The following is a 26,291-nucleotide window of genomic DNA, read 5'->3' on the forward strand; positions in this document are numbered from 1 at the left end:
CGGCAGGTCCGGGCGGAGTGCCGGGCCCGGGGACCGAGCCCGCGCCCGCCCCGGAAGGCGGCTACCCCGCGGCCCGGCTGCGGCTCCTCCAGGACGAGGCGGCCATCGGACCCGGCCGCCGCGCCGACCTCGCCCGGCTGACCGACGACTGGCTGGCCGGCCTGCTGGCCCGGCACGCCACCGCCGCCGGACTGTCCGGCACCGCCCTGGTCGCCATCGGCGGCTACGGCCGCGGCGAACTCTCCCCGCGCAGCGACCTCGACCTGTTGCTGCTGCACGACGGCCGGGCCGACGCCGGCGCCCTCGCCGCGCTGGCCGACCACCTCTGGTACCCCGTATGGGACCTCGGCATCGACCTCGACCACTCCGTACGCACCCCCGCCCAGGCCCGTAAAGCCGCCCGCGAGGACCTGAAGGTGCAGCTCGGCCTGCTCGACGCCCGTCACCTGGCAGGCGACCCGGAGCTGACCGCGGCGCTGCGCACCACCGCCTACGCCGACTGGCGCGAGAGCGCCCCCAAACGACTCCCGGAACTCCACGACCTGTGCCAGGAGCGCGCCGAGCGGCAGGGCGAGCTCCAGTACCTGCTCGAACCCGAGCTCAAGGAGGCCAGGGGCGGGCTGCGGGACGCCACCGCGCTCCGGGCGGTCGCCGCCTCCTGGCTCGCCGACGCCCCGCGCGGCGGCCTGGAAGCCGCCCGCACCCGTCTGCTCGACACCCGCGACGCGCTGCATCTGACGACCGGCCGCGCCACCGACCGGCTCTCCCTCCAGGAACAGGACCAGGTCGCCGGCGCCCTCGGCATGCTCGACGCGGACGCCCTGCTGCGGCAGACCTACGAATCCGCCCGCACCATCTCCTACGCGGCCGATGTCACCTGGCGCGAGGTCGGCCGGGTGCTGCGCGCCCGCTCCGTCAAGCCCATGCTGCGCGGGCTGCTGCACGGCCGTACCGCGGGCAAGGGCGAGCGCTCACCGCTCGCCGAGGGCGTCGTCGAACTCGACGGTGAGGCGGTGCTCGCCCGCACCGCACGGCCCGAGCGGGACCCGGTGCTGGTACTGCGCGCCGCGGCCGCCGCCGCCCAGGCCGGCCTGCCGCTGGCCACCCACGCCATCCGCCGCTGCGCCACGGCCACCGCCGGCCGGCCGCTGCCCGTGCCGTGGCCCGCCGAGGCCCGTGAGCAGCTGGTGACGCTGCTGGGCGCGGGCACCCACACCGTGCCCGTATGGGAGGCCCTGGAGGCCGAGGGCATCATCACGCGGCTGCTGCCCGACTGGGAGCGCGTCCGCTGCCGCCCGCAGCGCAACCCCGTCCACACCTGGACCGTCGACCGCCATCTCGTCGAGACCGCCGTACGGGCCTCCGACCTGACCCGCCGGGTGCACCGCCCCGACCTGCTGCTGATCGCCGCCCTGCTGCACGACATCGGCAAGGGCTGGCCCGGCGACCACTCGGTGGCCGGCGAGACCATCGCCCACGACGTGGCGGGCCGGCTCGGCTTCGGTGCCCGCGACACCGCGGTGATCGCCACCCTCGTACGGCACCACCTGCTGCTCATCGACACCGCCACCCGGCGCGACCTGGACGACCCGGCGACCGTCGGCGCGGTGGCCGAGGCCGTCGGCAGCACCGGCACCCTGGAGCTCCTGCACGCCCTGACCGAGGCCGACGCCCTGGCCACCGGGCCCGCCGCCTGGAGCGCCTGGCGCGGCGGACTCGTCGCCGACCTGGTCAAACGGGTCGCCGCGCGGCTCGCGGGGGAGCCCGGAACGGAGGAACGCGGCGCCGCCGAGCCCACCGCGGAGCAGGAGCGGCTGGCGATCGAGGCCCGGCGTACCGGCGGCCCGGTCCTGGCACTGCACGCGCGCTCCGAACCCCCCACCGGGGCCGGGGACGGCTCCGAGGCGCCGGACCGGGAACCGGTCGGCGTGGAGCTGCTCATCGCCGTACCCGACCAGCCGGGCGTCCTTGCCGCCGCGGCCGGCGTGCTGGCCCTGCACCGGCTCACCGTCCGCGCCGCGGACCTGCTCCTGCTCGACCCCGTCGACGAGGGCCCGGTCCTGCTGTTGAGCTGGCGGGTGGCCGCCGAATACGGTTCGCTGCCGCGCGCCGACCGGCTGCGCGCCGACCTGGTCCGGGCGCTGGACGGCTCCCTCGACATCCCCGCCCGCCTCGCCGAGCGCGAACGCGCCTACGCCCGCCGTGCGCGTGCCGTGCTGGCCCCGCCACCGCGGGTCAGTGTCGCCCCCGGCAGCTCCCGCACCGCGACCGTGATCGAGGTCCGCGCCCAGGACGCGCACGGCCTGCTGCACCGCATCGGCCGCGCCCTGGAGCAGGCCGGCGTCGCGGTCCGCAGCGCCCACATCAGCACCCTGGGCGCGAACGCGGTGGATGCGTTCTATGTCACGGGGACGGACGGGGAGCCGCTGGCCGACGGCGCGGCCCACGAGGTGGCGGCGGCCGTGGAGCGCGCCCTGCGGTAGCGCAGGAGCGCGCCCTGGGGTACCGGCCCCGGAACAGGGCCGGACCGGTTCGCTTGCGCAGCCGGATACCCTAGAAGCCGACCGAACCCCGCCCCCGACCCCGAGGATCGACGACCGCCGTGTTCGATACGCTTTCCGACCGCTTGGCGAGTACTTTCAAAAACCTCCGGGGCAAGGGCCGCCTGAGCGAGGCGGACATCGATGCCACGGCCCGCGAGATCCGTATCGCGCTGCTCGAGGCCGATGTCGCCCTCCCCGTCGTCCGCGCCTTCATCAAGCAGGTCAAGGAGCGCGCCACCGGCTCCGAGGTCTCCCAGGCGCTGAACCCCGCCCAGCAGGTCATCAAGATCGTCAACGAGGAGCTCGTCGGCATCCTCGGCGGCGAGACCCGCCGGCTGCGGTTCGCCAAGACCGCCCCCACCGTGATCATGCTGGCCGGTCTCCAGGGTGCCGGTAAGACCACCCTCGCCGGAAAGCTCGGCCGCTGGCTCAAGGCACAGGGCCACGCCCCGCTGCTGGTCGCCTGTGACCTCCAGCGCCCCAACGCCGTCAACCAGCTCCAGGTCGTCTCGGAGCGCGCCGCTGTCGCCTTCTACGGCCCCCAGCCGGGCAACGGCGTCGGTGACCCGGTCCAGGTCGCCAAGGACTCGATCGAGTACGCCCGTACCAAGCAGCACGACGTCGTCATCGTCGACACCGCCGGCCGTCTGGGCATCGACCAGGAGCTGATGCAGCAGGCCGCGGACATCCGCGACGCGGTCAGCCCCGACGAGGTCCTCTTCGTCGTCGACGCGATGATCGGCCAGGACGCGGTCAACACCGCCGAGGCGTTCCGCGACGGTGTCGGCTTCGACGGCGTGGTGCTCTCCAAGCTCGACGGTGACGCCCGCGGTGGTGCCGCGCTGTCCGTCGCGCACGTCACCGGCAAGCAGATCATGTTCGCCTCCAACGGCGAGAAGCTGGACGACTTCGACGCGTTCCACCCGGACCGCATGGCGTCCCGCATCCTCGGCATGGGCGACATGCTCAGCCTGATCGAGAAGGCCGAGCAGACCTTCAGCCAGGCCGAGGCCGAGAAGATGGCGGCCAAGCTGGCGAAGGGCCCCAAGGAGTTCACCCTCGACGACTTCCTGGCCCAGATGGAGCAGGTCCGCAAGATGGGCTCCATCTCCAAGCTGCTCGGCATGCTGCCCGGTATGGGGCAGATGAAGGACCAGATCAACAACCTCGACGAGCGCGAGGTCGACCGCACGGCCGCCATCATCAAGTCGATGACCCCGGCCGAGCGCCAGGAGCCGACGATCATCAACGGCTCGCGCCGGGCCCGTATCGCCAAGGGCTCCGGTGTCGACGTCAGCGCGGTCAAGGGCCTGGTCGAGCGGTTCTTCGACGCCCGCAAGATGATGTCGAAGATGGCCCAGGGCGGCGGCATGCCCGGGATGCCCGGCATGCCGGGGATGCCTGGCATGGGCGGCGGTGGTGCCCGCAAGAAGAAGCAGGTCAAGCAGGCCAAGGGCAAGCGCAAGAGCGGCAACCCGATGAAGCGCAAGGCCGAGGAAGAGGCCGCGGCCGCGCGCCGCGAGGCCGCCCAGGCCGGCAACCCGCTGGGCCTGCCGCAGGGTGAGCAGGAGCCGCAGAACTTCGAACTCCCCGAGGAGTTCAAGAAGTTCATGGGCTGAGCCCCGTACTTCCGGATCGAGCCCCTGACCGCCGCGGGTGGTCGGGGGCTCGGTCGTGTCCGGGGTGGGCGGGGTGTCCGTGGCTGTCTTCTTGCCCTTGAAGGCCGAGTGCCTGCGTCTTCCGCCTTGCCCCCGGAGGCCGAGTGTCTGCACTTGCCCCTTGCCCCTCGAAGACCGAGCGTCTGCGCCCTTGCCCCCAAGGCCGAGCGTCTGCACTTGCCCCCTTGCCCCCCAAGGCCGCGCGTCTGCACCCGCCCCTTGCCCCCGAAGACCGACCACCTACACCCGCCCACCCCCCGAAGGGGGGTGGGCGGCGGGGAAAAACAAAAGGTGTGGGTGGGCGGCGGGTAAGGGGAAGGCTCACGGCGGTTCCCCTACGGGCCGCCCCCACGGGTCGTAACACCCCGTCAGCTCCGGTGTGCCGTCGGCCAGACCGGAGACGACCGCGACCGTACTGCGGGTGACGAACACCTGGGTGCGGAAGGCCAGGACGGCGGTGTCCCCGGGCCGCGCCTCGCCGGGCGCCAGCAGCCGGTAGTAGTCGATGTGCTCGGGCGGGGCGTCCTGTACCGCCAGGCGCGCGCCGGTGCGCGGGATCAGCGCGGAGCGGACGGTGGCACGCGGGTAGAAGCCGCCGCCGAACAACGCCGGCCGGCCGTCGGCGAGGACATGGGCGACCTCGCTCACGTACACATAGCCGGGCCTCTCCGGCTGCCGCGGGTCCGCGGCGTGCAGGGGAGTGGTGCCGGTGAGCGCATGCCCCGGCTCCCCGTGCGTGGCGCCGAGCCGCGCCAGCAGCGGCAGACTCGCCATCGACGTGACGCCGGGGGCGCTCAGCAGCAGCCCCGCCGGATCGGCCCCTCTCCGCGCGGCCAGCACCTCCCGTGCCGTACGGGCCAGGGCGAGGTTCGCGGTGGCGCGCGGCCGGCCCGTACCGGGGTCGCAGCGCAGACAGGGGAAGGCCGTCACCCCCGCCACCCGTACACCCGGCAGCCGCTCCGCCGCGGCGGCGAACGCCTCGATGCCGTCCGGCGGCACCCCGCCCTCCTGCCCCGGATACCCCGCACCCGGCGCCCCCTCGATACGTACGAGGATGTCCTGGACACGGCCGAGCCGGACGGCCGCCTCCGACACGGCACGGGCGTTGGCGAGGTCGTAGACGGTGACCGCCTCCGGGCGCCAGGACAGCATCTCGGGCAGCGCCCGGTGCGGGATCTGCACCAGATGACCGAGGTTCCCGGCCCGCGCGCCCGCCGCATGCAGCACCCGCGCCTCGGGCGGGTCGATGGCGGCGAAGCGCGGGATATGGCGGGCCACGGCCCGGACCAGCTCCGGATTGCGGCCGAGCTGCTTGACCACGAACCAGAGGGAGAGCCCCAGCCGCCCGGCCTCCGCGGCCAGCAGCGCGGCGTTCGCGGTCACCGCGTCCAGGTCCAGCACGTAGGTGTCGGGCGGGATGGCGCCGCTTCGGTGCAGCTCGGCCGCACAAGCGACCAGCCGGGGATTGCGGGCGAGGACGGTGTCGAGGAACACGGTCAGTCCGCCCCGTCCGCCCCGTCCGCGCCCCGCCCCAGGTCCGCCAGCGCCCGCCGGAGGATGTCCACCACGAGGTCCGCACCGGCCCGCATGGGGTTGATCCGTACGGCCCAGTCGGCGAGTCGGGGGGCGTCGGCCAGCGCGGAGCCGGACAGCCGGTAGAAGAGCGGGGCGATCTCGTAACGGGAGTTGGCGCCGACCGGATACGGGGCGGCGCCGTGCCGTGCCGCGGCGGCCGGCAGCGCGCGGGCGAGCGGGCGGGCCAGGCGCACCAGCACACACCGGTCCTGCGCGTTGGCGAGCGCGGCCTCGGCGACGCCCGGCACCTCACCGGCCGTCAGCCGCCCGGCGACCTCGGCCGCCACCTGCGACTGCACCGCCCACATCACCGGCACATGCGTCAGCGCCCGCAGGACGTCCAGCGCCTGATGCCCCTGGACCTGTCCGCCGCCCGAGTAGTTGTCCCGGTGTACCCGCGCCACCAGGTCCGCCGTGCCCACGACGGCGCCGACGCCCTCCGGGCCGTGCAGCTTGAACAGCGAGAAGCAGGAGGCGTCGGCGCCCAGCTCGACCCCGCACTCCGGCACCCGCAGCGCCGCGTAGTTGTCGTCCACCACGGTGCGTACCCCCGCGGCCCGGCAGGCCGTCAGCACCGCGCCCAGGTCGTAGGAGTCCGCGAGGCGCTGCCGGGTGTGCTGGACGTACGCCCAGCGAAAGTCCCCCGAGGCGAGTGCCAGGGCAGGCTCCCGCGGATCGTTGAAGTCCGCTTCGACGGCCCGCAGGCCCAGGCCGCGCAGGGTGTGGGCGGTGGTGCGGTAGACCGGCGCGCGGTGGATCAGCAGCCGGTCCTCCGCCTCCAGGACGGCCGTGAGCGCGGCCCGGATCGCGCCGGTGCCCGCGCCCTGCACCAGCGCCGCGGCCTCGGCCCCGAAGAAGTCGGCGAGCACCGCCTCGACCCGCGCGGTGGTACGCGGGCGGCCGGGCCCCGGCACCACTCCGGCGTCCGCCGCGAAGAGCTGGGGCCCTTCGAAGTGCCGGGCGGTGCACTCCAGCAGCCGGAACTGCCGGGCCAGGGCCTCGGGCACGGTGACGGCCGGGAGGGGGAAGGTCCGGGGCAGCCGCACGCTCATGCCGGATCGCCTTCCGGCGGCCGCCCGCCGTCCGCCGACGCCCCGCCGTCCGCCGTGTCCCGCCCCGTGAGGAACCGCAGCGGATTGCGCCGCGTCAGCCCGTCGATCAGCTCCTCGTCCATCCCGGCGGCCCGCAGCCGCGGCAGAAAGGACCGGAACAGATGCCCGTAGCCCATACCGCCCTCGCTGACCAGATAGCCGTGCCGGGAGACATCGCAGCTGAGCAGCACCCGGTCGGCGTACCCGGACTCCACGAGCGCCAGCAGCAGCCGCAGCCGCACCCGGTCGCTCTGGTAGCTCTCCTTGCCGACCGTGTCGAACGCGATGTACGCACCGGCCGCCGCCAGCTCCCGGTGCACCGCCGGATCGTCGAGCAGGTCCTGATGGCCGATGCTGACGCGGTGCGGCGGCAGTCCGGCCGCCGTCAGCAGCTCCAGCTGGGCGAGGCCGCCGCGGCCGAACTGGGCGTGGGTGGCCACCGACAGGCCGGTGTGCGTGGCGGCGAGTGCCGCCGCGGTCAGCGTCCGCGCCTCCGGCTCGCTCGGCCGGTCGCCATGGCTGCCGACCTCGCCGATCACTCCGGGACGGATCCCGGAGCCACCGCAGCCGCGCTCGATCTCCCCGACCAGTGTCCTGGCCAGCCGTTCGGCGCTGGTGCGGCTCAGCTCGGCGGGGTGGAACGGCTCGTAGTACCAGCCGGTCGCCGCGACGACCGCGACCCCCGAGTCCGCGGCGATCCGGGCCATCGCGGCCACATCGCGGCCCATGCCCCGGCAGGTCAGCTCGATGAGCAGGGAGAGCCCGAACTCGCCGCGCAGCGACGCCAGTTCCTCGGTGATCGCGGCCCGGTGCCCCGGCGTCAGGGTGGCCGCGCTGTCGGCGCCCCGGGTCAGATCCAGCGCCAGATGCTCATGGGCGAGCACCGGTCCGCGCACGGCGGAGGCGGGCTGGGGGCCCGTGACGGTTTGCAGCAGATCGTTCATCAGTGCCTTCCCGGCCGCCCGGCGCGGCCGAACCCCGTCCGGGAGGTCCCGTCAGGAGGTGAGAGGAGTGAACAGGTCCAGCCAGTACAGGACGTTGAGCAGGACACCGCCGACGACGACCGCGGCGGGCCCCGCGGCGGTCCGGACCACGACCCGCCCCATCGCCTCGTTCAGCAGATACAGCCCGCCGACGAGCAGAATGCCCAGTCCGCCGCCCATCGCCTGGGCGGCCAGCAACGAGCCGAAGAGCAGCGCCAGTTGCAGCGTCGCGCCGATCGCGCCGCGCAGCTGCTCGGAGGAGTCGCGTACGGACGGCAGCCCGCCCAGCACCCGGCCGATCCCGCTGAGCGCCAGCACCTCGACGGCGAAGACCAGCGCCCCGCACACCAGCGCCCACCAGGGGCTCGGCAGCAGATAGCCGATCGGGTAGACGAACGTGAAGCCCGCGATGCCGTACGCGCCGGAGGCCAGCGCGGTGGTGGCGATGAGCGGCAGGAACCCGAAGGCGCGGTAGAAGTCGACCTGTGCCGCCTCCGCCGACCGCCCCTTGGCGATCAGGAAGCTCGTCGCCTCACCACCGCCGAATATGTGCAGCTGCGCCAGCAGACACACCCCGGCACCCAGCGCCATGAACAGCGGCAGATGGCGGCGCAGCCGGGCCGCGCTCGCGCTGAACAGCGACACCATGGGGTCGTCGTCCGGCACCGCGGGCCGCTCCTCCGCCGTCCCGGCCCGCTGGGCACGGCGCTGCCGCAGGTCCTTGGCGACCGCGAAGCCGATCAGCAGCAGCACCCCGGCGGCCATCGCCGGCGCCCCGGCGAACACCTTCGGCCACAGCTTCATCGTGAGGACGACGAGGGCGAGTTCCACCACGCCCGCCACCGCACCCGCCGGCCTGCCGAACTGCTTGCTGATCGCCAGCACCGGGAAGAGCGTGAACAGAAACAGGATCGGCGTCGCCATCTGCTGCATGGCCGTCAGGAAGTCGACCGGCAGCTCGTGCGCCATCTCGTTGGCACCCTTGAGCCCGAAGACCACCACCGCGCCCCAGGCCGCGCCCAGCACCGGCGCGAGCCACTTCCGCGGCGCGAGAATGCCCAGCAGATCGGTCGGCAGGAACACCAGCCAGGGGTTGAGCACACCCGACGACAGCGCCATCGGCGCGCCCAGACCGAAGATGAAGCCGGCCGACAGGCCGAAGGAGACCGCGCCGGTCGCCGTGCGGGTGGTCCGCCCGTGCAGGAAGTCCAGCATGAACGGCCGTACGCCGTCGTTGAACACCGCCAGCGCCAGATGCGCCAGGTACGCGGTCAGCGCGCACAGCCCGATGACGGTCAGCTGCCCGGCCACCGGGAAGTCGAGCCCGCCGGCCGCGGCCGACGGGCCCGGGTGCACGGCGGCGGGGAGGCTGCCCATGGGTCAGGCCGTACGGGCGGCGAGGGCGCGGGCGAGTACGGGGGTGACCGCGTCCATCTGGTCGAGGGCGTAGCCGAAGACCCGCTTGCCCTCGTCGAGCAGCGCCTCGATCTGCTCCGTGGTGGGCACCGACCGCCCGAAGGTGTGGCAGACGGCCGACCCCAGCAGTCCCACCAGCACGCCGAGCGAGGCCCCCGCCCCGGTGTGGCAGGTACCGAGGAAGTAGTCAGCGCGCCCGGCCCGCAGCGCGGCCGCCGCGTCCATGTCGTTGCTGACGGCGATCTCGACGCCCGGCAGTCCGAGTCCGGTCACCTGGCCGGCGACCTCGGACTTGCCGACGCCGCCGGTGAGGATCTTGGTCATGGGGTGTCCCTTCGCGGTCGGGCCGCGGGCACCGCCGGGCCCCCGCGCCATACGGCCAGATGCAGTGCCAGGAAGTGGACCTCCGGGCCGGGGAGCGAGGCGCCCAGTTCGCTCTCGGCCCGTAAGGCGACGGCGCGGGCACGGGCCAGCGCCTCGGGATGGGCCGCGAGCTCCTCGGCCACCGCCGCCTCCGTACCGGCCGGCTCGACGGTCCCGCCGTCCAGCAGCCGGGTCAGCGCCATCAGCAGATGACTGGTCAGCATCCCGGCGCTGTCCTCGGTGACCGGCCGCCCCTCGGCGGCCAGCGTCTCCAGCTCGGCCGTCACGAACGCGGCGACCGCCGGCCGCACCTGCCCGCTGTCGCGGAAGAGCCGGATGCGCCGGGCGAGCCGGGAGTCCATGGGCGGCCGTCCTTCCCTCGAAGGCAACAGTAACCAGGATTCTGGATTTTTCTCCCTGACGTGCCGTCACTTTTTGCCGTGCGGCCTGCGCTTCGGCCGCCCGCTCCGCACCACGACCGGCGCCCGCCCGCGGCCCGGGTGCAGAGCCGGACTCCTTGCCGGTGCGAGCGGCCCGCGCCGCCCCCGCGCATCAGTACGCGGGCACCCGCTCGCCCCGCAGTACCTCGCCCTGCACGGCCGTGACCATCGACAGATCCACGACATCCCGCACGGCCGCCAGCGCCCCGGCCCCCGCCGCCTCCCCCGTACGGCCTATCAGCGCGGCGCTCGTATGCCGCACCGCCAGATCGCGGGTGAGCTCGTCGCCCAGGGGCAACACCTGCACCTCCGACCCCAGTTGCCCCGGCACCTCGTCGAGGTTCCACACCGTCGCATCGGCCCGGCCCTGCGCCAGCGCCTCCCGCACCTGGGGAGCGGAGCACGGCACCCACGCCACCCCGGGGCGGTGCGCAAAGACCCGCTCGGCGAGCATCCGCTGATCCGCCGAGGCGTCGTCGACGGCGATCCGCAGACCGGGGGAGCCGAGCGTGACACCGGGCCGCAGCACCAGGCCGTGCGCGCCGACATAGGTGCCCGGGCCCAGATCGGCGATCAGCTCGACGGCCTGCCGCCCGGTCAGCCGGTCGGCGGCGAAACGGGACAGCACCGCCAGCTCGGCCCTGCCCTCGGCCAGAGCCGCGAGCCGGGCGGCCGCGCCCCGCAGGAAGGTGAGCGCGAAGGGTGCGCCGGCCTCCTCGAAGGCCGCCCGCAGCCCCGTCGCGAGTCCCTCGAAACGCAGGGAGTGCGGCAGCGGCATCGCGGCCTGTACCGCGCCGAGGCCGGACAGACGCCACAGGGCGGCCCGGTCGGACCCGACGAGGAAGGTGCCCAGGTGGCCCCGGGCGACCGTCTTGATCGCGCCGGCCTCCTCCAGCAGCCGCAGCGCGGACTGCACCGTGCCGTTGCCCACCCCCAGCAGCTCGGCGACATCGCGGACCCGCGGCAGCCGCGCGCCCGCCCCGTCGGCGCCCTGCCGGATCAGCAGGGCCGCCAACTGCCGGGCGGCGTGCCCGTTGCGGGTCAGAAACCGCTCGTCGAGGCCGCCGGGGCCGAGGATGCCGTTCACACAAATGACAGTAAACAGGATCCTGGATACTGCCAAACGCCCGCCGGACGCCCACCTGCCGCCGCCCCGGCGCTACCTCGTCCGCGCGATCAGATAGCGGAAGACATTCGGCATCCACACCGTCCCGTCCGCCCGCTGATACGGATGCAACGCCTCCGCGAGCTCCTTCTCCACCTGACGCTGCTCGGCCGCCTCCAGCGCCGCGTCGAACAGTCCCGTCGACAGCAGCCCCCGCACCGCGCTCGCCAGATCCGCATACCCGAACGGGCAGGCCACCCGCCCCGAGCCGTCGGGCCGCAGCCCGGCCCGCTCCGCCAGCTCCTCCAGATCGTCCCGGCCGCTGGGCCGCCACCCGGTGGCACCGACGGCGCAGCCGCCCGGGGTGCCGGCCGGCCCCTGCGCCACCCGCAGCACCCCGACCGTGGCACACCGCTCCACGGGGCCCCAGCCGCCCAGCACCACCGCGCTGCCGCGCTCCGACAGCCCGGCCGCCGCGGTGAGCGACGCCGTCAGCCCCTCCACCGTGCTCACACAGCCCACCGGGTGGAACGCGGTGACCACATTGAAGGGGGCATCCCCGGGAGCCGCGTCCTCCAGACCGCCGCTGACCAGCCGGGTGTGCTCCGGCATACCGTCCGGCGTGAGCCGTTCACGCGCCAGCTCCAGCCGCGACTCGTCCGCATCCACCCCGCTGACCTGCGCGCCGCGCGCCGCCGCGAGCAGCAGCGCCAGACCGGAGCCGCAGCCCAGCCCCAGCAGACGGGTACCGGGACCGATCCCGAGACGGTCGTACGCGGCTTCGTACAGCGGTACCAGCATCCGCTCCTGGATCTCGGCCCAGTCACGGGTGCGCGCCCGTGACCGGGCCGGAACGGGCGGGTCGTCGCAGCGCATGGATCCGGAGTGCGGAAGCTGGTGCCGCACGAGCGTGGGTGACATCGAGAGCGCCCCTATTCGCCGAGAACCCGAAGCTGTCCGTACCGATCGCCCCCGTGTTCGCGCGTTGTGCGCCCCCGCAATCCAGACAACTGCGCATCCGTCCGGGCGTCCAGGGGGTGCGCCGGGGTTGTCTCCCGCGCGCCCCCGTGTGCGCCGGGCCCGCTCCCTGGAGCGCCGTTCCAGGGTGCCCCGGCCGGCGCCGTCCCGCCACGGCAGTGCCCGCCACCCGGACGCATCCCGCACCCCCGGGTGCCGTGCGGTCATCCGCCGCCACGCCCCCTACGGTGGGACGCGAGCCCGTGCCGGGCGGGCACAGGAAGGCCCCGTACGATCGCCGCGGTGATCGTTGCCCCGGCATGCGACCGGCTACGCCATGCGGCGTACGCGGGGATACGTACCGGCTTGAGGGCCGCTGGGCGCCTTCTGCGCAGATCTGCGCACCGCGCCCTCGGCACGACTCATGACCGGAAACTGACTGGTACGTGCAAATTATTTGGGATGCCCCGGAATCGGAACACTGGGCGACCTCGGCTCGTTGTCACGACGTGAGCACGACACCGCCTGTCCTCGCCGCCGAACTGGCGCTCGCCTGGGCCGATATTCAACGGCACCACCCCGAGCTGCCGGACCTGGCCGCGCCCGAGTCCCTGATCGGAGAGTCCTCGTCCGCCTGCGGCGCCGAACTCTCCTTCGAACGGCTGCTCCACGAGGCAGTCCACGGCATCGCCGCCGCCCGCGGCGTCCGCGACACCTCCCGCGCAGGCCGCTACCACAACCGCCGTTTCCTGGCGATCGCCGAGGAGCTGGGCCTGGACCATGTCGACGAGCCGCACCCCAGCAGCGGCTTCTCGCTGGTCACGCTCAACCCCGAAGCCAGGAGACGCTACCGCTCCACCATCGAACGGCTGGCCCGCGCCCTGAAGGCGCACACCGCCGCAACCGCCACGGACACCGCCCGCAGCTTCCGGGGCCCGGCCGCCCGGCACGGCTCCTCCGGAGGAGGCGTCCGCGTCAAGGCCGTCTGCGACTGCGGCCGCAATGTCCGCGTCGTCCCGTCCGTGCTCGCCCAGGCGCCGATCGTCTGCGGCGGCTGCGGGAAGCCCTTCCGGATCCCCGAGGTGGCCGCGGTCGGCTGACCCATGGGCGTGTGGCACAATGGCTAGCTGTACTCGACAGTCGCATAGGACCCCTCTCTCCTCCGGCTGACGCGTCCATCGGGCACCCCGAGTACCGCAACCCCACGTGGCATCCCGTTGTGCCCCACCACGTCAAGACCAGGAGACACCACTTCCGTGGCAGTCAAGATCAAGCTGAAGCGTCTGGGCAAGATCCGCGCGCCTCACTACCGCATCGTCATCGCCGACTCCCGTACCCGCCGTGACGGCCGGGCCATCGAGGAGATCGGCCTGTACCACCCGGTGCAGAACCCCTCGCGCATCGAGGTCGACTCCGAGCGTGTCCAGTACTGGCTGGGTGTCGGCGCGCAGCCGACCGAGCCCGTCATGGCCATCCTCAAGGTCACCGGCGACTGGCAGAAGTTCAAGGGTCTGCCCGCCCCGGCACCGATGAAGGTCGCCGAGCCGAAGGCCGACAAGCGCGCCCTCTTCGAGGCCGCTGCCAAGGACTCCGGCAACGAGCCGAAGGGTGAGGCCATCACCCCGAAGGCGAAGAAGGCTGACAAGAAGGCGGACGAGGCTGCGGCCGAGTCCACCTCCGAGTCGACCGAGGCCTGAGCATGCTCGAGGAAGCCCTCGAGCACCTCGTCAAGGGCATCGTCGACAACCCCGATGACGTGCAGGTGGCTTCGCGCACCCTGCGCCGTGGGCGCGTGCTCGAGGTCCGGGTCCACCCCGACGACCTCGGCAAGGTGATCGGCCGCAACGGCCGTACCGCCCGCGCACTGCGGACCGTCGTGGGCGCCATCGGCGGCCGTGGCATCCGCGTCGACCTCGTCGACGTGGACCAGGTCAGCTGACAAGTTGAACACCGGCTCGGGCCGGGGAGGGCCCTCGGGCCGTCCCCGGCCCGAGTTCGTTGGTGACCGTGGATCCACCCTCGTCACCACCATTGAGAAACCACGACGGTCCTCGGCCACCGCCGCGAGAGCGGCGGCGGGCCGGCCGCGAAAAGGGGAGAGAACAGCGTGCAGTTGGTAGTGGCACGGATCGGCCGCGCCCACGGCATCAAGGGCGAGGTCACCGTAGAAGTGCGCACCGACGAGCCCGAACTGCGGCTCGCCCCGGGCGCCGTCCTCGCCACCGAATCGTCCTCCGTCGGACCGCTGACCATCGCGACCGGCCGGGTGCACAGCGGCCGGCTGCTGCTGCGCTTCGAAGGGGTCGCGGACCGTACGGCGGCCGAGGCGCTGCGCAACACCCTGCTGATCGCGGAGGTCGACCCCGAGGAAGTCCCCGAGGACCCCGAGGAGTTCTACGACCACCAGCTGATCGACCTCGACGTCGTCACCCGCGACGGCACCGAGATCGGCCGGATCTCCGAGATCTCCCACCTGCCCTACCAGGATCTGCTGGTCGTCCAGCGGCCCGACGGCAGCGAGGTGCTGATCCCGTTCGTCTCCGAGATCGTCCCGGAGATCGACCTGGAGGAGCAGCGCGCGGTCGTCGACCCGCCGCCCGGCCTCCTCGACGACAGCCAGGCCGAGATCGCCAGCAGCCGCGAGGACAGCTGATGCGGCTCGACGTCGTCACGATCTTCCCCGAGTACCTCGAACCGCTGAACGTCTCCCTCGTCGGCAAGGCCCGCGCCCGCGGACAGCTCGATGTGCGCATCCACGACCTGCGGGAGTGGGCCCACGACAAGCACAACACCGTCGACGACACCCCCTACGGCGGCGGCCCGGGCATGGTCATGAAGCCCGAGCCATGGGGCGAGGCGCTCGACGAGATCCTCGCGTCCGGTGAGGGCCGGCCGGTGATCGTCGTCCCCACCCCGAGCGGCGCCCCCTTCACCCAGCAGCTGGCCGTCGAACTCTCCGCCAAGCCCTGGCTGGTGTTCACCCCGGCCCGTTACGAAGGCATCGACCGCCGCGTCATCGAGGAGTACGGCGACCGCGTCGACGTCCGCGAGGTCTCCATCGGCGACTACGTCCTGGCCGGCGGTGAGGCGCCGGTGCTGGTCATGGTCGAGGCGGTGGCCCGGCTGCTGCCCGGCGTCCTCGGCAACGCCGCCTCCCACCAGGACGACTCCTTCGCCCCCGGCGCGATGGCCGACCTCCTGGAGGGGCCCGTCTACACCAAGCCCCCCGAGTGGCGCGGCCGCGGCATCCCCGACGTGCTGCTCAGCGGCCACCACGGCAAGATCGCCCGCTGGCGTCGTGACCAGGCCTTCCGCCGCACCGACGTCAACCGCCCCGATCTGATCGAGCGCGCCGACCCCGCCGCGTTCGACAAACACGACCGCGCGATCCTGGCCGCTCTCGGCTGGTCGGAGGGCGAGGACGGCCGATTTGAGCGGACGACCGGAGCCGTGGAAGAATAGGCCGCTGCTGTGTGCGTCCGGCGCGCGCCCCTGCCACAGGGGGAACGACGCCCGCCCGACGGAACGGCATCCGAAACATCCTTCCCATATCCCGTTGATGACCTGTGGCATCAGCGAAGAAAGCAGTAGGTCATGCACCTTCTCGACTCCGTCGACGCCGCGTCCAAGCGCAGCGACATCCCGGCCTTCCGCCCGGGTGACACCGTCAACGTCCACGTCCGCGTCATCGAGGGCAACCGCTCCCGTGTGCAGCAGTTCAAGGGCGTTGTCATCCGCCGTCAGGGCGCCGGCGTGCGCGAGACCTTCACGGTCCGCAAGGTCAGCTTCTCCGTCGGCGTCGAGCGCACCTTCCCGGTGCACACCCCGATCGTCGAGAAGATCGAGGTCGTGACCCGCGGTGACGTCCGTCGCGCCAAGCTGTACTTCCTGCGCGAGCTCCGCGGCAAGGCCGCGAAGATCAAGGAGAAGCGCGACAACTGAGCCGGGCCGTCCCGGCGCACGATTTTTTGCGCCGGGGCAACGCAAACCGACGCTCACGTACGGCGTCCGGATCCGGCCGGATAGGCTCAGGGCCCGATGGACACCGACGCACAGCTCACGGAGCGCGACCCCTCTCCCACCCCCGACCAGGGGCCGGAGCAGGGGTCGCGCTCCGCGCGTTTGCTCGCCCGTGCGGCCGGGCTGCGCCATCGTCCCGCCACCCTGCTCGTGCTCTGTCTGGCCTTCGTCCTGCTGCTCAGCGCGTGGGTGGCGCAGCCTTTTCTGATTCCCAGTTCCTCCATGGAGAACACCCTGCGGATCGGGGACCGGGTGCTGGTCAACAAGCTGGCGTACCGTTTCGGCAGCGAGCCGGAACGGGGCGATGTGGTGGTTTTCGACGGCACGGGGTCCTTCGTTCACAGGGAGCAGGGGGAGAATCCCGTCACGGGGCTGCTGCGCGGAGCCGGCGCGGCGCTGGGCCTGGCCAGGCCCGCCGAGACCGACTACGTCAAGCGTGTGATCGGCATCGGTGGTGACCGTGTGACCTGCTGCGACAAACGGGGGCGGATCGAAGTGAACGGTGAGCCCGTGAGTGAGGCGTATCTCCACCCCGGGGACACGCCGTCCTCGGTGGATTTCGACATCGTGGTGCCGGAGGGCAAGTTGTGGGTCATGGGGGATCACCGAGCCAGATCCAGTGACTCCCGCGACCACCTCGGTGACCCCGGGGGCGGCACGGTGCCGGTGGACCGGGTCGTCGGCCGCGCGGACCTGATCACCTGGCCGGTGAGCCGCTGGCGCACCTTCGAGCGCCCACGTTCCTTCGACCGGATACCCGCCGCGGCAGGCCCCCATGGGTAACCGCGGACGTCCCCGTCACGGAGGCCAGGGCACCGGTCGGTCCGGAAGGGGCGCCGACAGGTCCCAGCGGGGCCGCGGCGGCACGGGGCAGGGAACCGGCGCCCCGTACAGCGGCAGCGGCGCGTACGGCGACCCTCAGGAAACCGGCGGGAGCGACGGTTCCCGGGCGGGCGGGGCCACGACCGGCAGACGGGCGGGACGGGCCGGGACCGGTGGCCGGGCCGAGCGGCGGCGCATGGCGCGGCGCATCAAGCGCCGCAGGCAACGCTCCTACCTCAAGGAAATCCCCATCCTGGTCGGCGTGGCGCTGGCCATCGCCCTCGTCCTGAAGACGTTCCTCGTCCAGGCCTTCGTCATCCCGTCCGGCTCCATGGAGCAGACGATCAAGATCGGCGACCGGGTGCTCGTCGACAAGCTGACGCCGTGGTTCGGCTCCAAGCCGACGCGCGGCGATGTCGTCGTCTTCAAGGACCCCGGAGGCTGGCTCAAGGGCGAGCAGAACAAGCCCGCCGAGACCGGCGGCGCCTTCCAGCCGGTCAAGGACGCCATGACCTTCATCGGGCTGCTGCCGTCGGCCGATGAACAGGACCTGATCAAGCGGGTCGTCGCGGTCGGCGGTGACACCGTCAAGTGCTGTGACAAACAGGGCAAAGTCACCGTCAACGGAACCCCGCTGACCGAACCGTACGTCCATCCGGGCAACCCGCCGTCCACGCTGAAGTTCACGGTGAACGTCCCGACCGGACGGATCTTCGTGATGGGCGACCACCGCTCCAACTCCGCGGATTCGCGCTTCCACCTGGACGAGCCGTACCGTGGCACGGTCTCGGAGGACGGTGTCGTGGGCCGGGCCGTGGTGATCGGCTGGCCGTTCAGCCACTGGCGGCGCCTGGAAGAGCCGGACACCTTTACGACCGTGCACGACGCGCCGGGCGCCAAGGCGTCGGCGGCAGGTGCGCCGCATAGGCTGTCCATCGAGAGTTTGACCGTACTCCCGACCCCTGCGGAACTCCCGCTCGTTATGGGAGTGGTGGGCCTGCACCGGTTGACGGGTGGGCGAGTGCGTGGAGTGAGGAGCAGATGTGGGGGACTTGGCGGTCGGCGCGCGGTCCGGAACCGGAGAGCCCGAAGAGCCGGCAGGGCGTGGTGAGACCACGCGGCCGGCGACGAGTTCCGTGCATCAGTCACCGGCTCAGTCGCAGGCAGGGGCGCAGGCGCAACGTTCTGCCCCGGCGGGTCCTTCGGACACGTCGGATGCGTTGGACACGTCAGCGCGCGAGGAAGTGAGCGGCGGCATGAAAAAGGCCAAGAAGCCGCGTGCTTTCTGGAAGGAGCTGCCGATCCTCATCGGTATCGCGCTGCTCCTCGCGCTGCTGATCAAGACATTCCTGGTACAGGCGTTCTCGATCCCGTCCGACTCGATGCAGGACACCCTGCAACGCGGGGACCGGGTCCTGGTCGACAAGCTGACACCGTGGTTCGGTTCCAAGCCGCAGCGCGGCGAGGTCGTCGTCTTCCACGACCCGGGCGGCTGGCTGAACGAGACGCCGACGCCCGAGCCCAACCCCGTCCAGAAGGTCCTCAGCTTCATCGGCCTGATGCCCTCGGCCGAGGAGAAGGACCTGATCAAGCGGGTCATCGCGGTCGGCGGCGACACGGTCGAGTGCCACGGCACCGGCCCGGTCAAGGTCAACGGCAAGGCCCTCAAGGAGGACTCGTACGTCTTCCCCGGTGCCACCCCCTGCGGCGACCGGGCCTTCGGTCCGATCCACGTCCCCAAGGGCCGGATCTGGGTCATGGGTGATCATCGCGACGACTCCCTCGACTCCCGCTACCACCAGAACCTCAAGGGCAACGGCACGGTCTCGGAGGACGAGGTCGTCGGCCGGGCGTTCACCATCGCCTGGCCCATCAACCGCTGGGCGACCCTGCCGGTGCCGGACACCTTCGACCAGCCCGGAATCAACAAGGCCATGGCGGCGGCTCCGGCCGCTCTGGGCCTGGCCGGGGCGGTGCCGCTCGTGATGTGGCGTCGCCGGAGGCTGACCGGAACACGTAACCCCAGGTAAGGTGCCGTCCCGGATCTTCGACGCGGGCACTGTCCGCGGGGTGGGAGCGCTGGGATGAGCAGCAGTACGGAACGCAGGACCGACGGCCGCGGCCGGACGACGGGCAGTGTGCTGTCCGGTCTGGCCGTGGCCGTCGGCTGTGTGCTGTTCCTGGGCGGCTTCGTATGGGCGGCGCTGATCTACCGTCCCTATACGGTGCCGACCGATTCGATGTCGCCGACGATCGCGGTCGGGGCGCGGGTCCTGGCGGAGAGAGTGGACGGCTCCGAGATACGCCGCGGCGACATCGTCGTCTTCAAGGACTCCACCTGGGGCGCCCTGCCGATGGTCAAGCGCGTCGTTGGCGTCGGTGGCGACAAGATCTCCTGCTGCACCAAGCAGGGCCGGCTGACCATCAACGGAACCCCGGTCGAGGAACCGTATCTTCAGGGCAGCGGCCCCGCCTCACCCATTGGCTTCAAGGCCGAGGTCCCCACCGGCCAGCTCTTCCTGCTCGGCGACCACCGCAGCGACTCCCTCGACTCCCGCGTCCACCTCACCGACGGCGACCACGGTTCCGTGCCGCGCAGCGCCGTCGATGCCCGGGTCGACGCCCGCGCCTGGCCGCTCGGCAGCGTCGGCGTGATGCAGCGCCCGGCCACCTTCTCCGCTCTCCCCGGCGGCACCTCGCAGCCCGGCCCGGTGCAGCCCATCACCCTCGCGGTGGTTGCCGGTGCGGCCCTCATCCTCGTCGGCGCGGCCTACGGGCCCCTCGCCCGGCGCAAGGCGCGCAAGCGTGCCTGAGCGGCCGGGGCCGGGCGCCGAGGGGCCGGCCGAGGCCCGTGGGGCAGCGGCCGGCAACGAACCGGAGACGGCCGTGGTGCGGCAGGTGTCCCGCATCGTGCTGCTCGATCCCGACGACCGGATCCTGCTGCTCCACGGCTTCGAACCGGACCGGCCCACCGAACAGTGGTGGTTCACCCCCGGCGGCGGCCTGGAAGAAACGGAGACCCACGAAGAGGCGGCCCGCCGCGAGCTCGCCGAGGAGACCGGCATCTGCGACGTCGCCCTCGGCCCCGTCCTGTGGAAGCGCCGCTGCGCCTTCCCGTTCGACGGGCGGCGCTGGGAGCAGGATGAGTGGTATTACCTGGGAAGGACCGACCGGACTGCCACCGACACCGGTGGGCAGACTGACCTGGAGCGACGCAGCGTTTTGGGACTGAGGTGGTGGACTTTGGAGGAACTGTCCGCATCGCATGAGACGGTGTATCCAACCAGACTCGCCGAGCTGCTGCGCACGCTGCTCGACGAAGGGCCCCCCGAGGCGCCAGTGCTCCTGGAGACCGAGCGGGTCTGACGCACAATAGGGGGACGCACGGCTGAAGGGGATCTGCCATGAGCGCCGAGGACCTCGAGAAGTACGAGACCGAGATGGAGCTGAAGCTCTACCGGGAGTACCGCGACGTCGTCGGACTGTTCAAATATGTGATCGAGACCGAACGACGCTTCTACCTCACCAATGATTACGAGATGCAGGTGCACTCGGTCCAGGGCGAGGTGTTCTTCGAGGTGTCGATGGCCGACGCCTGGGTCTGGGACATGTACCGCCCGGCCCGATTCGTCAAGCAGGTGCGCGTACTCACGTTCAAGGACGTGAATATCGAAGAGCTCAACAAGAGCGATCTGGATCTTCCGGGGAGCTGAGGGGCCGGAGTCGGCGGAGTGGCCCGGCCCACGGCCTGCCCTCCGCCACCCGGACGGGTGAGCAGGTTATCCACAACCGGCTCACTGTCCACCAAGATCCAATAGATCTGGGCGGGAGCGTCACAGTCGGTGCCGGAGGTGGTACCGCATGAACGCCATGCAGGCCGGCCGCAGGGCCGGGGACGATGCACAGATCGCGGGCCGGGCGCGGCGGACGCGCTCAGGAGCGCCGCCCACGGGGGGTGAGCCGCCCACGGACAGGCGGGCGGCCGTCACACCGGAAGCCGCTGGGCCACCGGTCGTCAAGCGGGCAGCCGCCGGGCCGCCACCCGCTGGGCCACCGTCCGTCAAGCAGGCACCCTCCGCCGCCCCGACGGTCGCCGGGCCACCAGTCACCGGCCCGACGGCGGCCACGCCGACCGACACCCGGCGACGCGCACTGGGACGCTACGGCGAGGATCTGGCCGCCCGGCGGCTCATCGAGGCCGGGATGCGGATCCTGGACCGCAACTGGCGCTGCCGCGACGGAGAGATCGACATCGTCGCGGCGGACGGCGACGCCCTCGTGGTCTGTGAGGTCAAGACCCGCCGCGCCGGCTGGTACGAACACCCCATGGCGGCCGTCCGCCCCGAGAAGACCGCCCGGCTGCGGCTGCTGGCCGAGCGCTGGCTGGAGCGGCACGGCGGCCCGCCACCCGGCGGCGTACGGATCGATGTGATCGGCGTCCTGCTGCCGGCCCGCGGCGCCCCCGTCGTCCAGCATGCACGGGGGGTGGCCTGATGGGATTCGCCCGGACCTGCTCCGTCGCCCTGGTCGGCGTCGAAGGCGTCGTCGTCGAGGTCCAGGCCGACCTGGAACCCGGCGTCGCGGCCTTCACCCTCGTCGGGCTGCCCGACAAGAGCCTCATCGAGTCCCGCGAGCGGGTGCGGGCCGCGGTCGTGAACTCCGGCGCCGAATGGCCGCAGAAAAAGCTCACCGTCGGCCTCAGTCCGGCCTCCGTGCCCAAAGGCGGCAGCGGCTTCGACCTGGCCGTGGCCTGCGCGGTCCTCGGCGCCGCCGAGCGCCTGGACCCCCGCGAACTCACCGACCTGATGATGATCGGCGAACTCGGCCTGGACGGCCGCGTCCGCCCCGTACGCGGAGTGCTGCCCGCCGTACTGGCCGCCGCCGACGCCGGGTATCGCCAGGTCGTCGTCCCGGAACAGACCGCCGCCGAAGCCTCACTGGTCCCCGGCATCTCCGTCCTCGGCGTCCGCAGCCTGCGCCAGCTCATCGCCGTCCTCGCCGACGAACCGGTGCCCGACGAGGAAGATTCCCGCGAAGAAGGGCGCCCCGACCCGCTGCTCGCCGGGCTGGTCGTGCCCGGCACCAGCGCAGGTGCGGGCCTGCCAAACGGGGACCACACCCCCGACCTCGCGGACGTCGCAGGCCAGCACAGCGCCCGCCGTGCCCTGGAGGTCGCCGCCGCCGGACGCCACCACATCTTCTTCAAAGGCCCACCCGGCGCCGGCAAGACCATGCTCGCCGAACGCCTCCCCGGGCTGCTGCCGCCGCTGACCCCCAAGGAATCCCTGGAGGTCACCGCCGTCCACTCGGTGGCCGGCACCCTCCCGCCGGGGCAGCCGCTCGTCCACCGGCCGCCCTACTGCGCCCCGCACCACTCCGCGACGATGGCATCCCTCGTCGGCGGTGGCACCGGACTGCCCCGCCCCGGAGCCGTATCCCTCGCCCATCACGGCGTGCTGTTCGTGGACGAGGCCGCCGAATGCAGCCCCCGCGTCCTGGACGCACTGCGCCAGCCACTGGAGTCCGGCCATGTGGTCGTCGCCCGTGCCGCGGGCATGATGCGCATGCCCGCCCGCTTCCTCCTCGCCCTCGCCGCCAACCCCTGCCCCTGCGGACGACACGGCACCACCAGCGGCGACTGCGAATGCCGGCCGTCCTCCATCCGCCGCTACCGTGCCCGGCTCTCCGGACCCCTGATGGACCGGGTGGACCTCCGGATCGCCGTGGAACCCGTCGTCCGCTCCGAACTGATCACCCTCGGCCGCGGCGCCGAATCCACCGCGGCCGTGGCCGAACGCGTACGCGCCGCCCGCGAACGCGCCGCGGCCCGCCTCGCCGGCACACCGTGGCAGACCAACAGCGAGGTGCCCGGCCACGAACTGCGCACCCGCTGGCAGGTCCACCCCGGCGCACTGGCCCCGGCCGAGCGTGACCTCGAATGCGGACTCCTCACGGCCCGCGGCTTCGACCGGGTCCTCCGCGTCGCCTGGACCGCCGCCGACCTGTCCGGCCGCGACCGCCCCACCAGCGAAGACGTCAATTGGGCTCTGGAACTCCGCACAGGCGTACGCCGGGGCGTTGTGACGGCGGCGGGCGGGGGCGGAAGCAAGCGCAAGACCGTGACGAGCGCCGCCTCGCCGCCCGGGCAGGTGTGAGCGGTGACCAGGATCGACGCATGGGGCTTCGCCACAGGGACACCGGCCACGGCCCCGGATGACCGGGGCCGTGGGCCCGAGACAGCCGAGCCGGGCCATGCCGTGCACCTGTCGGCCGGGACGCGCCCCGCAGAGCCGACGGCAGCCGTCCGGCGGTCCGCTCACCGCGCGGAAGACGACCCGCAGCGCACCGCCCGCGCCGCCCTCACCCGCATCCTCGAACCGGGCGATGAAACCGCGGGACGCTGGCTGCGCGAGAGAGGCCCGGTGGCTCTGTGGCACACCCTGTCCGACGACACCGCGGACCCGCCCGCCGGCGCCACCCCGGCCAAGATCGCCGGCCTGCGGCTCCGTGCCGGCCGGGCACGCCCCACCGCGGACCTCGACGCGATCACCGCACTCGGCGGCCGGTTCGTCTGCCCCGGGGACGACGAATGGCCCGGCCAGCTCGACGACCTCGGCGATGCCCGCCCCGTCGGCCTGTGGGTACGCGGGACGGGCAACCTCAGACTGTGGGCGCTGCGCTCCGTCGCCGTCGTAGGCGCCCGGGCCTGCACCGAATACGGCGCGCATCTCGCCACCACCCTCGGCGCCGGCCTCGCCGACCGCGGCTGGACCGTCGTCTCGGGAGCCGCGTACGGCGTCGACGGCGCGGCGCATCGCGGTGCACTGGCCGCGGACGGCGCAACCGTCGCCATCATGGCCTCCGGAGTCGACTACGCCTACCCTCGCGGTCACACCGAGTTGATCGACCGGATCGCCGAACAAGGCCTGGTGGTCGCCGAGTTACCACCCGGCGACCACCCCACCCGCAGCCGCTTCATCCAGCGCAACCGCGTCATCGCCGCACTCACCAGAGGCACCGTCGTCGTGGAGGCCGAGCTTCGCAGCGGCTCACTGGTCACCGCCCGGCGAGCGCTGGCCCTCGGGCGCTTCACGATGGGCATGCCGGGCCCGGTCACCAGCGGCCTGTCCGCCGGTGTGCACCAACTCCTGCGCGGCGAGGCCGCGGTGGTCACCGACGCCGACGAGGTCATCGAACTCGTCGGCAGCATCGGCGACCTCGCCCCCGAGCAGGAAGGGCCGACCCGCATCCGCGACCTCCTGGACCCCGTCGCGAGCCGCGTACTGGAGGCGCTGCCCGCGCGCGGCAGCACGGACATCGCCCATCTGGCGCAGGAAGCCGGCACGCCCCGCGACGTCACCCGGAGCAAACTCTTCGAGCTGCTGTCCCTCGGATTCGTTCAAAGGTGCGGTGTGCGCTGGGAGTTGGCGCGACGCGCCGAGACGACCGACGGTTCCCGGCGAGGCGGTCCTTGACCTGGGGCGAACGGGTGAAAGGGTGAGGGGAATGACCGCAGAATCCAGGTTTGCCGTGCTTCGGGGCGCGGGTCCGATCCGTGGGGAGATGGCGATGTGGCGCAGGGGATGCACGAGGTCCCGCCCGCCGCGCCACCGCGTCCGTCCGCACGGCCCTCCGGACGCCCGCACCCGGCTCCCTGTCCGGGTGTCGCCACGCCGTACGAGGTAACCCTGAGGTGCGGGCAGCGGAACGTATCTGCGCACGCCCGAACCTGCCGTCCTCGCGCACCGCGACGCTTCGGTCACGCTACGCTCACAGGCAAATTCAACCCTCATACATCCATCCACCCGCGTCTCGGCAGAACGGCTCAAGGCGACGAATGCCCCAGCACACCTCCGGGTCTGACCGTGCGGCTGTACCACCGGCCGCGCGCGGCAGCGTGCGCCCCGCCCCGCCCACCTCGCTCGACGAGTTGTGGCGCTCCTACAAGGCGTCGGGCGACGGGCGGTTGCGGGAACAGCTGATCCTGCACTACTCGCCGCTGGTCAAGTACGTCGCCGGCCGCGTCAGCGTCGGCCTGCCCCCCAACGTCGAACAGGCAGACTTCGTCTCCTCCGGAGTCTTCGGACTGATCGATGCCATCGAGAAGTTCGAGCCCGAACGCTCCATCAAGTTCGAGACGTACGCCATCACCCGCATCCGCGGCGCAATGATCGACGAGCTGCGCGCGCTGGACTGGATTCCGCGCTCCGTACGGCAGAAGGCCCGAGCCGTCGAACGGGCCTACGCCACCCTCGAAGCGCAGCTGCGCCGCACCCCGTCCGAGGGCGAGGTCGCCGAGGAGATGGGCATCGCACTGGAGGAACTCCACGGTGTGTTCAGTCAGCTGTCCCTGGCGAACGTGGTGGCTCTGGAAGAGCTGCTGCACGTCGGCGGTGAGGGGGAACGGCTCAGCCTGATGGACACCCTCGAGGACACGGCGGCCGAGAACCCCGTCGAGATCGCCGAGGACCGTGAGCTGCGACGGCTGCTCGCGCGTGCCATCAACACCCTCCCCGAACGTGAGAAGACCGTCGTCACCCTCTACTACTACGAAGGCCTCACGCTTGCCGAGATCGGCAACGTCCTCGGTGTCACGGAGAGCAGGGTCAGTCAGATCCACACCAAGTCCGTACTCCAGCTCCGAGCGAAGCTCGCCGACGTCGGACGCTGAGTCACGTTGCGGACGCCGGAGCTTCCCGTACGCCGTGTTGCCGGGCGGAGTGCCACGACGGGCGCGCCATCCGTAGAGTGGTGATGTGCCCAGGATTCGAGCGGCCTCCGTGGCCGAGCACCGGACGATGCAGCGCGGCGCCCTCTTGGACGCCGCCCGCACCCTGCTGTCCGAAGGCGGAACGGAAGCGCTGACCTTCCCCGCCCTCGCCGAGCGCACGGGTCTCGCGCGCTCCTCCGTATATGAGTACTTCCGCTCACGCGCCGCCGTGGTCGAAGAGCTGTGTGCCGTCGACTTCCCGGTCTGGGCCGCCGAGGTGGAAGCCGCGATGGAGCGGGTCGACACGCCCGAGGAGAAGGTCGAGGCGTATGTACGCCGGCAGCTCGCTCTGGTGGGCGACCGGCGCCACCGTGCCGTCGTCGCCATCTCGGCCGGTGAGCTGGACGCCGGTGCACGCGAGAAGATCCGCGCGGCGCACGGCGGGCTGATCGCCATGATCGTCGAGGCGCTCGCCGCCCTCGGCCATGCACAGCCCCGACTCGCGGCCATGCTCCTCCAGGGAGTCGTCGACGCCGCGGTCCGCCGCATCGAACTCGGTGCCGCGGAAGACCCGGACGAGATCACGGAGGCGGCGGTCGGGATGGTCC

Annotated in this window: 26 protein-coding genes and 1 pseudogene; 19 read left to right on the plus strand and 8 right to left on the minus strand. The window is 72.4% G+C overall.

Annotated features, from left to right (window positions below):
• Window positions 1-17 precede the first annotated feature (17 nt).
• Both M8I34_RS06345 and ffh read left to right on the plus strand, forming a co-directional pair.
• Window positions 18-2,483, plus strand: coding sequence for a [protein-PII] uridylyltransferase (locus tag M8I34_RS06345; RefSeq protein ID WP_250048301.1), 2,466 nt, complete (start codon window positions 18-20; stop codon window positions 2,481-2,483).
• A 119-nt stretch (window positions 2,484-2,602) separates the two neighbouring features.
• Complete coding sequence (gene ffh, locus M8I34_RS06350; RefSeq protein ID WP_250048278.1) at window positions 2,603-4,162, plus strand: signal recognition particle protein; 1,560 nt, start codon at window positions 2,603-2,605, stop codon at window positions 4,160-4,162.
• A 360-nt stretch (window positions 4,163-4,522) separates the two neighbouring features.
• Here ffh and M8I34_RS06355 read toward each other — a convergent pair whose 3' ends face one another.
• The 8 genes from M8I34_RS06355 to M8I34_RS06390 form a co-directional block, all read right to left on the minus strand.
• Window positions 4,523-5,695 carry an alanine racemase gene (locus M8I34_RS06355; protein ID WP_250048279.1) on the minus strand — a complete coding sequence of 391 codons (1,173 nt, stop codon included), beginning with the start codon at window positions 5,693-5,695 and terminating at the stop codon, window positions 4,523-4,525.
• A 2-nt stretch (window positions 5,696-5,697) separates the two neighbouring features.
• Window positions 5,698-6,828, minus strand: coding sequence for an aminotransferase class V-fold PLP-dependent enzyme (locus M8I34_RS06360; protein ID WP_250048280.1), 1,131 nt, complete (start codon window positions 6,826-6,828; stop codon window positions 5,698-5,700).
• Window positions 6,825-7,811: a phosphotriesterase gene (locus tag M8I34_RS06365; RefSeq protein WP_250048281.1), complete on the minus strand. Its 987-nt coding sequence runs from the start codon at window positions 7,809-7,811 to the stop codon at window positions 6,825-6,827. The genes M8I34_RS06360 and M8I34_RS06365 overlap by 4 nt, the downstream gene beginning before the upstream one ends.
• A gap of 51 nt (window positions 7,812-7,862) precedes the next feature.
• Window positions 7,863-9,227 (minus strand): YhfT family protein, encoded by a 1,365-nt coding sequence (locus M8I34_RS06370; protein ID WP_250048282.1) that lies wholly within the window; start codon window positions 9,225-9,227, stop codon window positions 7,863-7,865.
• A 3-nt stretch (window positions 9,228-9,230) separates the two neighbouring features.
• A complete protein-coding gene (locus tag M8I34_RS06375) occupies window positions 9,231-9,590 on the minus strand; it encodes a DUF2620 family protein (RefSeq protein ID WP_250048283.1) in 360 nt (119 codons plus the stop codon).
• On the minus strand, window positions 9,587-9,991 hold the full coding sequence (locus M8I34_RS06380; RefSeq protein WP_250048284.1) for a transcriptional antiterminator: 405 nt from the start codon (window positions 9,989-9,991) through the stop codon (window positions 9,587-9,589). Before M8I34_RS06380 ends, M8I34_RS06375 begins: the two co-directional genes overlap by 4 nt.
• Window positions 9,992-10,181: 190 nt before the next feature.
• Window positions 10,182-11,156, minus strand: a complete 975-nt coding sequence (gene yhfZ, locus M8I34_RS06385; protein ID WP_250048285.1) for a GntR family transcriptional regulator YhfZ — start codon at window positions 11,154-11,156, stop codon at window positions 10,182-10,184.
• Between the two features lie 72 nt (window positions 11,157-11,228).
• A complete protein-coding gene (locus tag M8I34_RS06390; RefSeq protein WP_244418504.1) occupies window positions 11,229-12,095 on the minus strand; it encodes a methyltransferase domain-containing protein in 867 nt (288 codons plus the stop codon).
• A 545-nt stretch (window positions 12,096-12,640) separates the two neighbouring features.
• On the opposite strand from M8I34_RS06390, the gene M8I34_RS06395 reads away from it, so the two are divergent.
• The 17 genes and pseudogenes from M8I34_RS06395 to M8I34_RS06475 all read left to right on the plus strand — a co-directional run.
• Complete coding sequence (locus M8I34_RS06395; protein WP_030982331.1) at window positions 12,641-13,231, plus strand: hypothetical protein; 591 nt, start codon at window positions 12,641-12,643, stop codon at window positions 13,229-13,231.
• Between the two features lie 156 nt (window positions 13,232-13,387).
• Complete coding sequence (gene rpsP / locus M8I34_RS06400; RefSeq protein ID WP_030080385.1) at window positions 13,388-13,828, plus strand: 30S ribosomal protein S16; 441 nt, start codon at window positions 13,388-13,390, stop codon at window positions 13,826-13,828.
• A gap of 2 nt (window positions 13,829-13,830) precedes the next feature.
• On the plus strand, window positions 13,831-14,070 hold the full coding sequence (locus tag M8I34_RS06405) for an RNA-binding protein (protein WP_030080383.1): 240 nt from the start codon (window positions 13,831-13,833) through the stop codon (window positions 14,068-14,070).
• Between the two features lie 168 nt (window positions 14,071-14,238).
• Window positions 14,239-14,784 (plus strand): ribosome maturation factor RimM, encoded by a 546-nt coding sequence (gene rimM / locus M8I34_RS06410; RefSeq protein ID WP_250048286.1) that lies wholly within the window; start codon window positions 14,239-14,241, stop codon window positions 14,782-14,784.
• Window positions 14,784-15,593 (plus strand): tRNA (guanosine(37)-N1)-methyltransferase TrmD, encoded by an 810-nt coding sequence (gene trmD / locus M8I34_RS06415; protein WP_250048287.1) that lies wholly within the window; start codon window positions 14,784-14,786, stop codon window positions 15,591-15,593. Before rimM ends, trmD begins: the two co-directional genes overlap by 1 nt.
• A 132-nt stretch (window positions 15,594-15,725) precedes the next feature.
• On the plus strand, window positions 15,726-16,073 hold the full coding sequence (gene rplS / locus M8I34_RS06420; protein WP_018087148.1) for a 50S ribosomal protein L19: 348 nt from the start codon (window positions 15,726-15,728) through the stop codon (window positions 16,071-16,073).
• A gap of 96 nt (window positions 16,074-16,169) precedes the next feature.
• On the plus strand, window positions 16,170-16,934 hold the full coding sequence (lepB, locus tag M8I34_RS06425) for a signal peptidase I (protein WP_244418503.1): 765 nt from the start codon (window positions 16,170-16,172) through the stop codon (window positions 16,932-16,934).
• Window positions 16,927-18,084, plus strand: a complete 1,158-nt coding sequence (gene lepB / locus M8I34_RS06430) for a signal peptidase I (RefSeq protein ID WP_250048288.1) — start codon at window positions 16,927-16,929, stop codon at window positions 18,082-18,084. The genes lepB (M8I34_RS06425) and lepB (M8I34_RS06430) overlap by 8 nt, the downstream gene beginning before the upstream one ends.
• Window positions 18,026-19,003, plus strand: coding sequence for a signal peptidase I (gene lepB, locus M8I34_RS06435; RefSeq protein ID WP_244420197.1), 978 nt, complete (start codon window positions 18,026-18,028; stop codon window positions 19,001-19,003). Before lepB (M8I34_RS06430) ends, lepB (M8I34_RS06435) begins: the two co-directional genes overlap by 59 nt.
• Before the next feature lie 54 nt (window positions 19,004-19,057).
• Window positions 19,058-19,786, plus strand: a complete 729-nt coding sequence (gene lepB, locus M8I34_RS06440; protein WP_250048289.1) for a signal peptidase I — start codon at window positions 19,058-19,060, stop codon at window positions 19,784-19,786.
• On the plus strand, window positions 19,779-20,339 hold the full coding sequence (locus M8I34_RS06445) for an NUDIX hydrolase (RefSeq protein WP_374210861.1): 561 nt from the start codon (window positions 19,779-19,781) through the stop codon (window positions 20,337-20,339). The genes lepB (M8I34_RS06440) and M8I34_RS06445 overlap by 8 nt, the downstream gene beginning before the upstream one ends.
• A gap of 38 nt (window positions 20,340-20,377) precedes the next feature.
• Entirely contained in the window at window positions 20,378-20,686 is a 309-nt protein-coding gene (locus tag M8I34_RS06450) for a DUF2469 domain-containing protein (RefSeq protein ID WP_003980220.1), read from the plus strand.
• 430 nt (window positions 20,687-21,116) lie between these two features.
• Window positions 21,117-21,467 (plus strand): annotated as a pseudogene (locus tag M8I34_RS06455) (YraN family protein); the annotation flags it as partial.
• Entirely contained in the window at window positions 21,467-23,128 is a 1,662-nt protein-coding gene (locus tag M8I34_RS06460) for a YifB family Mg chelatase-like AAA ATPase (RefSeq protein ID WP_250048290.1), read from the plus strand. The pseudogene M8I34_RS06455 and the gene M8I34_RS06460, both read left to right, overlap by 1 nt.
• A gap of 3 nt (window positions 23,129-23,131) precedes the next feature.
• Window positions 23,132-24,448 carry a DNA-processing protein DprA gene (gene dprA, locus M8I34_RS06465; protein ID WP_374210862.1) on the plus strand — a complete coding sequence of 439 codons (1,317 nt, stop codon included), beginning with the start codon at window positions 23,132-23,134 and terminating at the stop codon, window positions 24,446-24,448.
• A 362-nt stretch (window positions 24,449-24,810) separates the two neighbouring features.
• Window positions 24,811-25,644: an RNA polymerase sigma factor WhiG gene (whiG, locus tag M8I34_RS06470; protein ID WP_030080362.1), complete on the plus strand. Its 834-nt coding sequence runs from the start codon at window positions 24,811-24,813 to the stop codon at window positions 25,642-25,644.
• 127 nt (window positions 25,645-25,771) lie between these two features.
• The coding region (locus tag M8I34_RS06475) for a TetR/AcrR family transcriptional regulator (RefSeq protein WP_250048304.1) at window positions 25,772-26,291 on the plus strand (520 nt) is incomplete at its 3' end.

The organism is Streptomyces sp. MCA2 (genome assembly GCF_023544705.1).
Taxonomy (GTDB): domain Bacteria; phylum Actinomycetota; class Actinomycetes; order Streptomycetales; family Streptomycetaceae; genus Streptomyces; species Streptomyces decoyicus.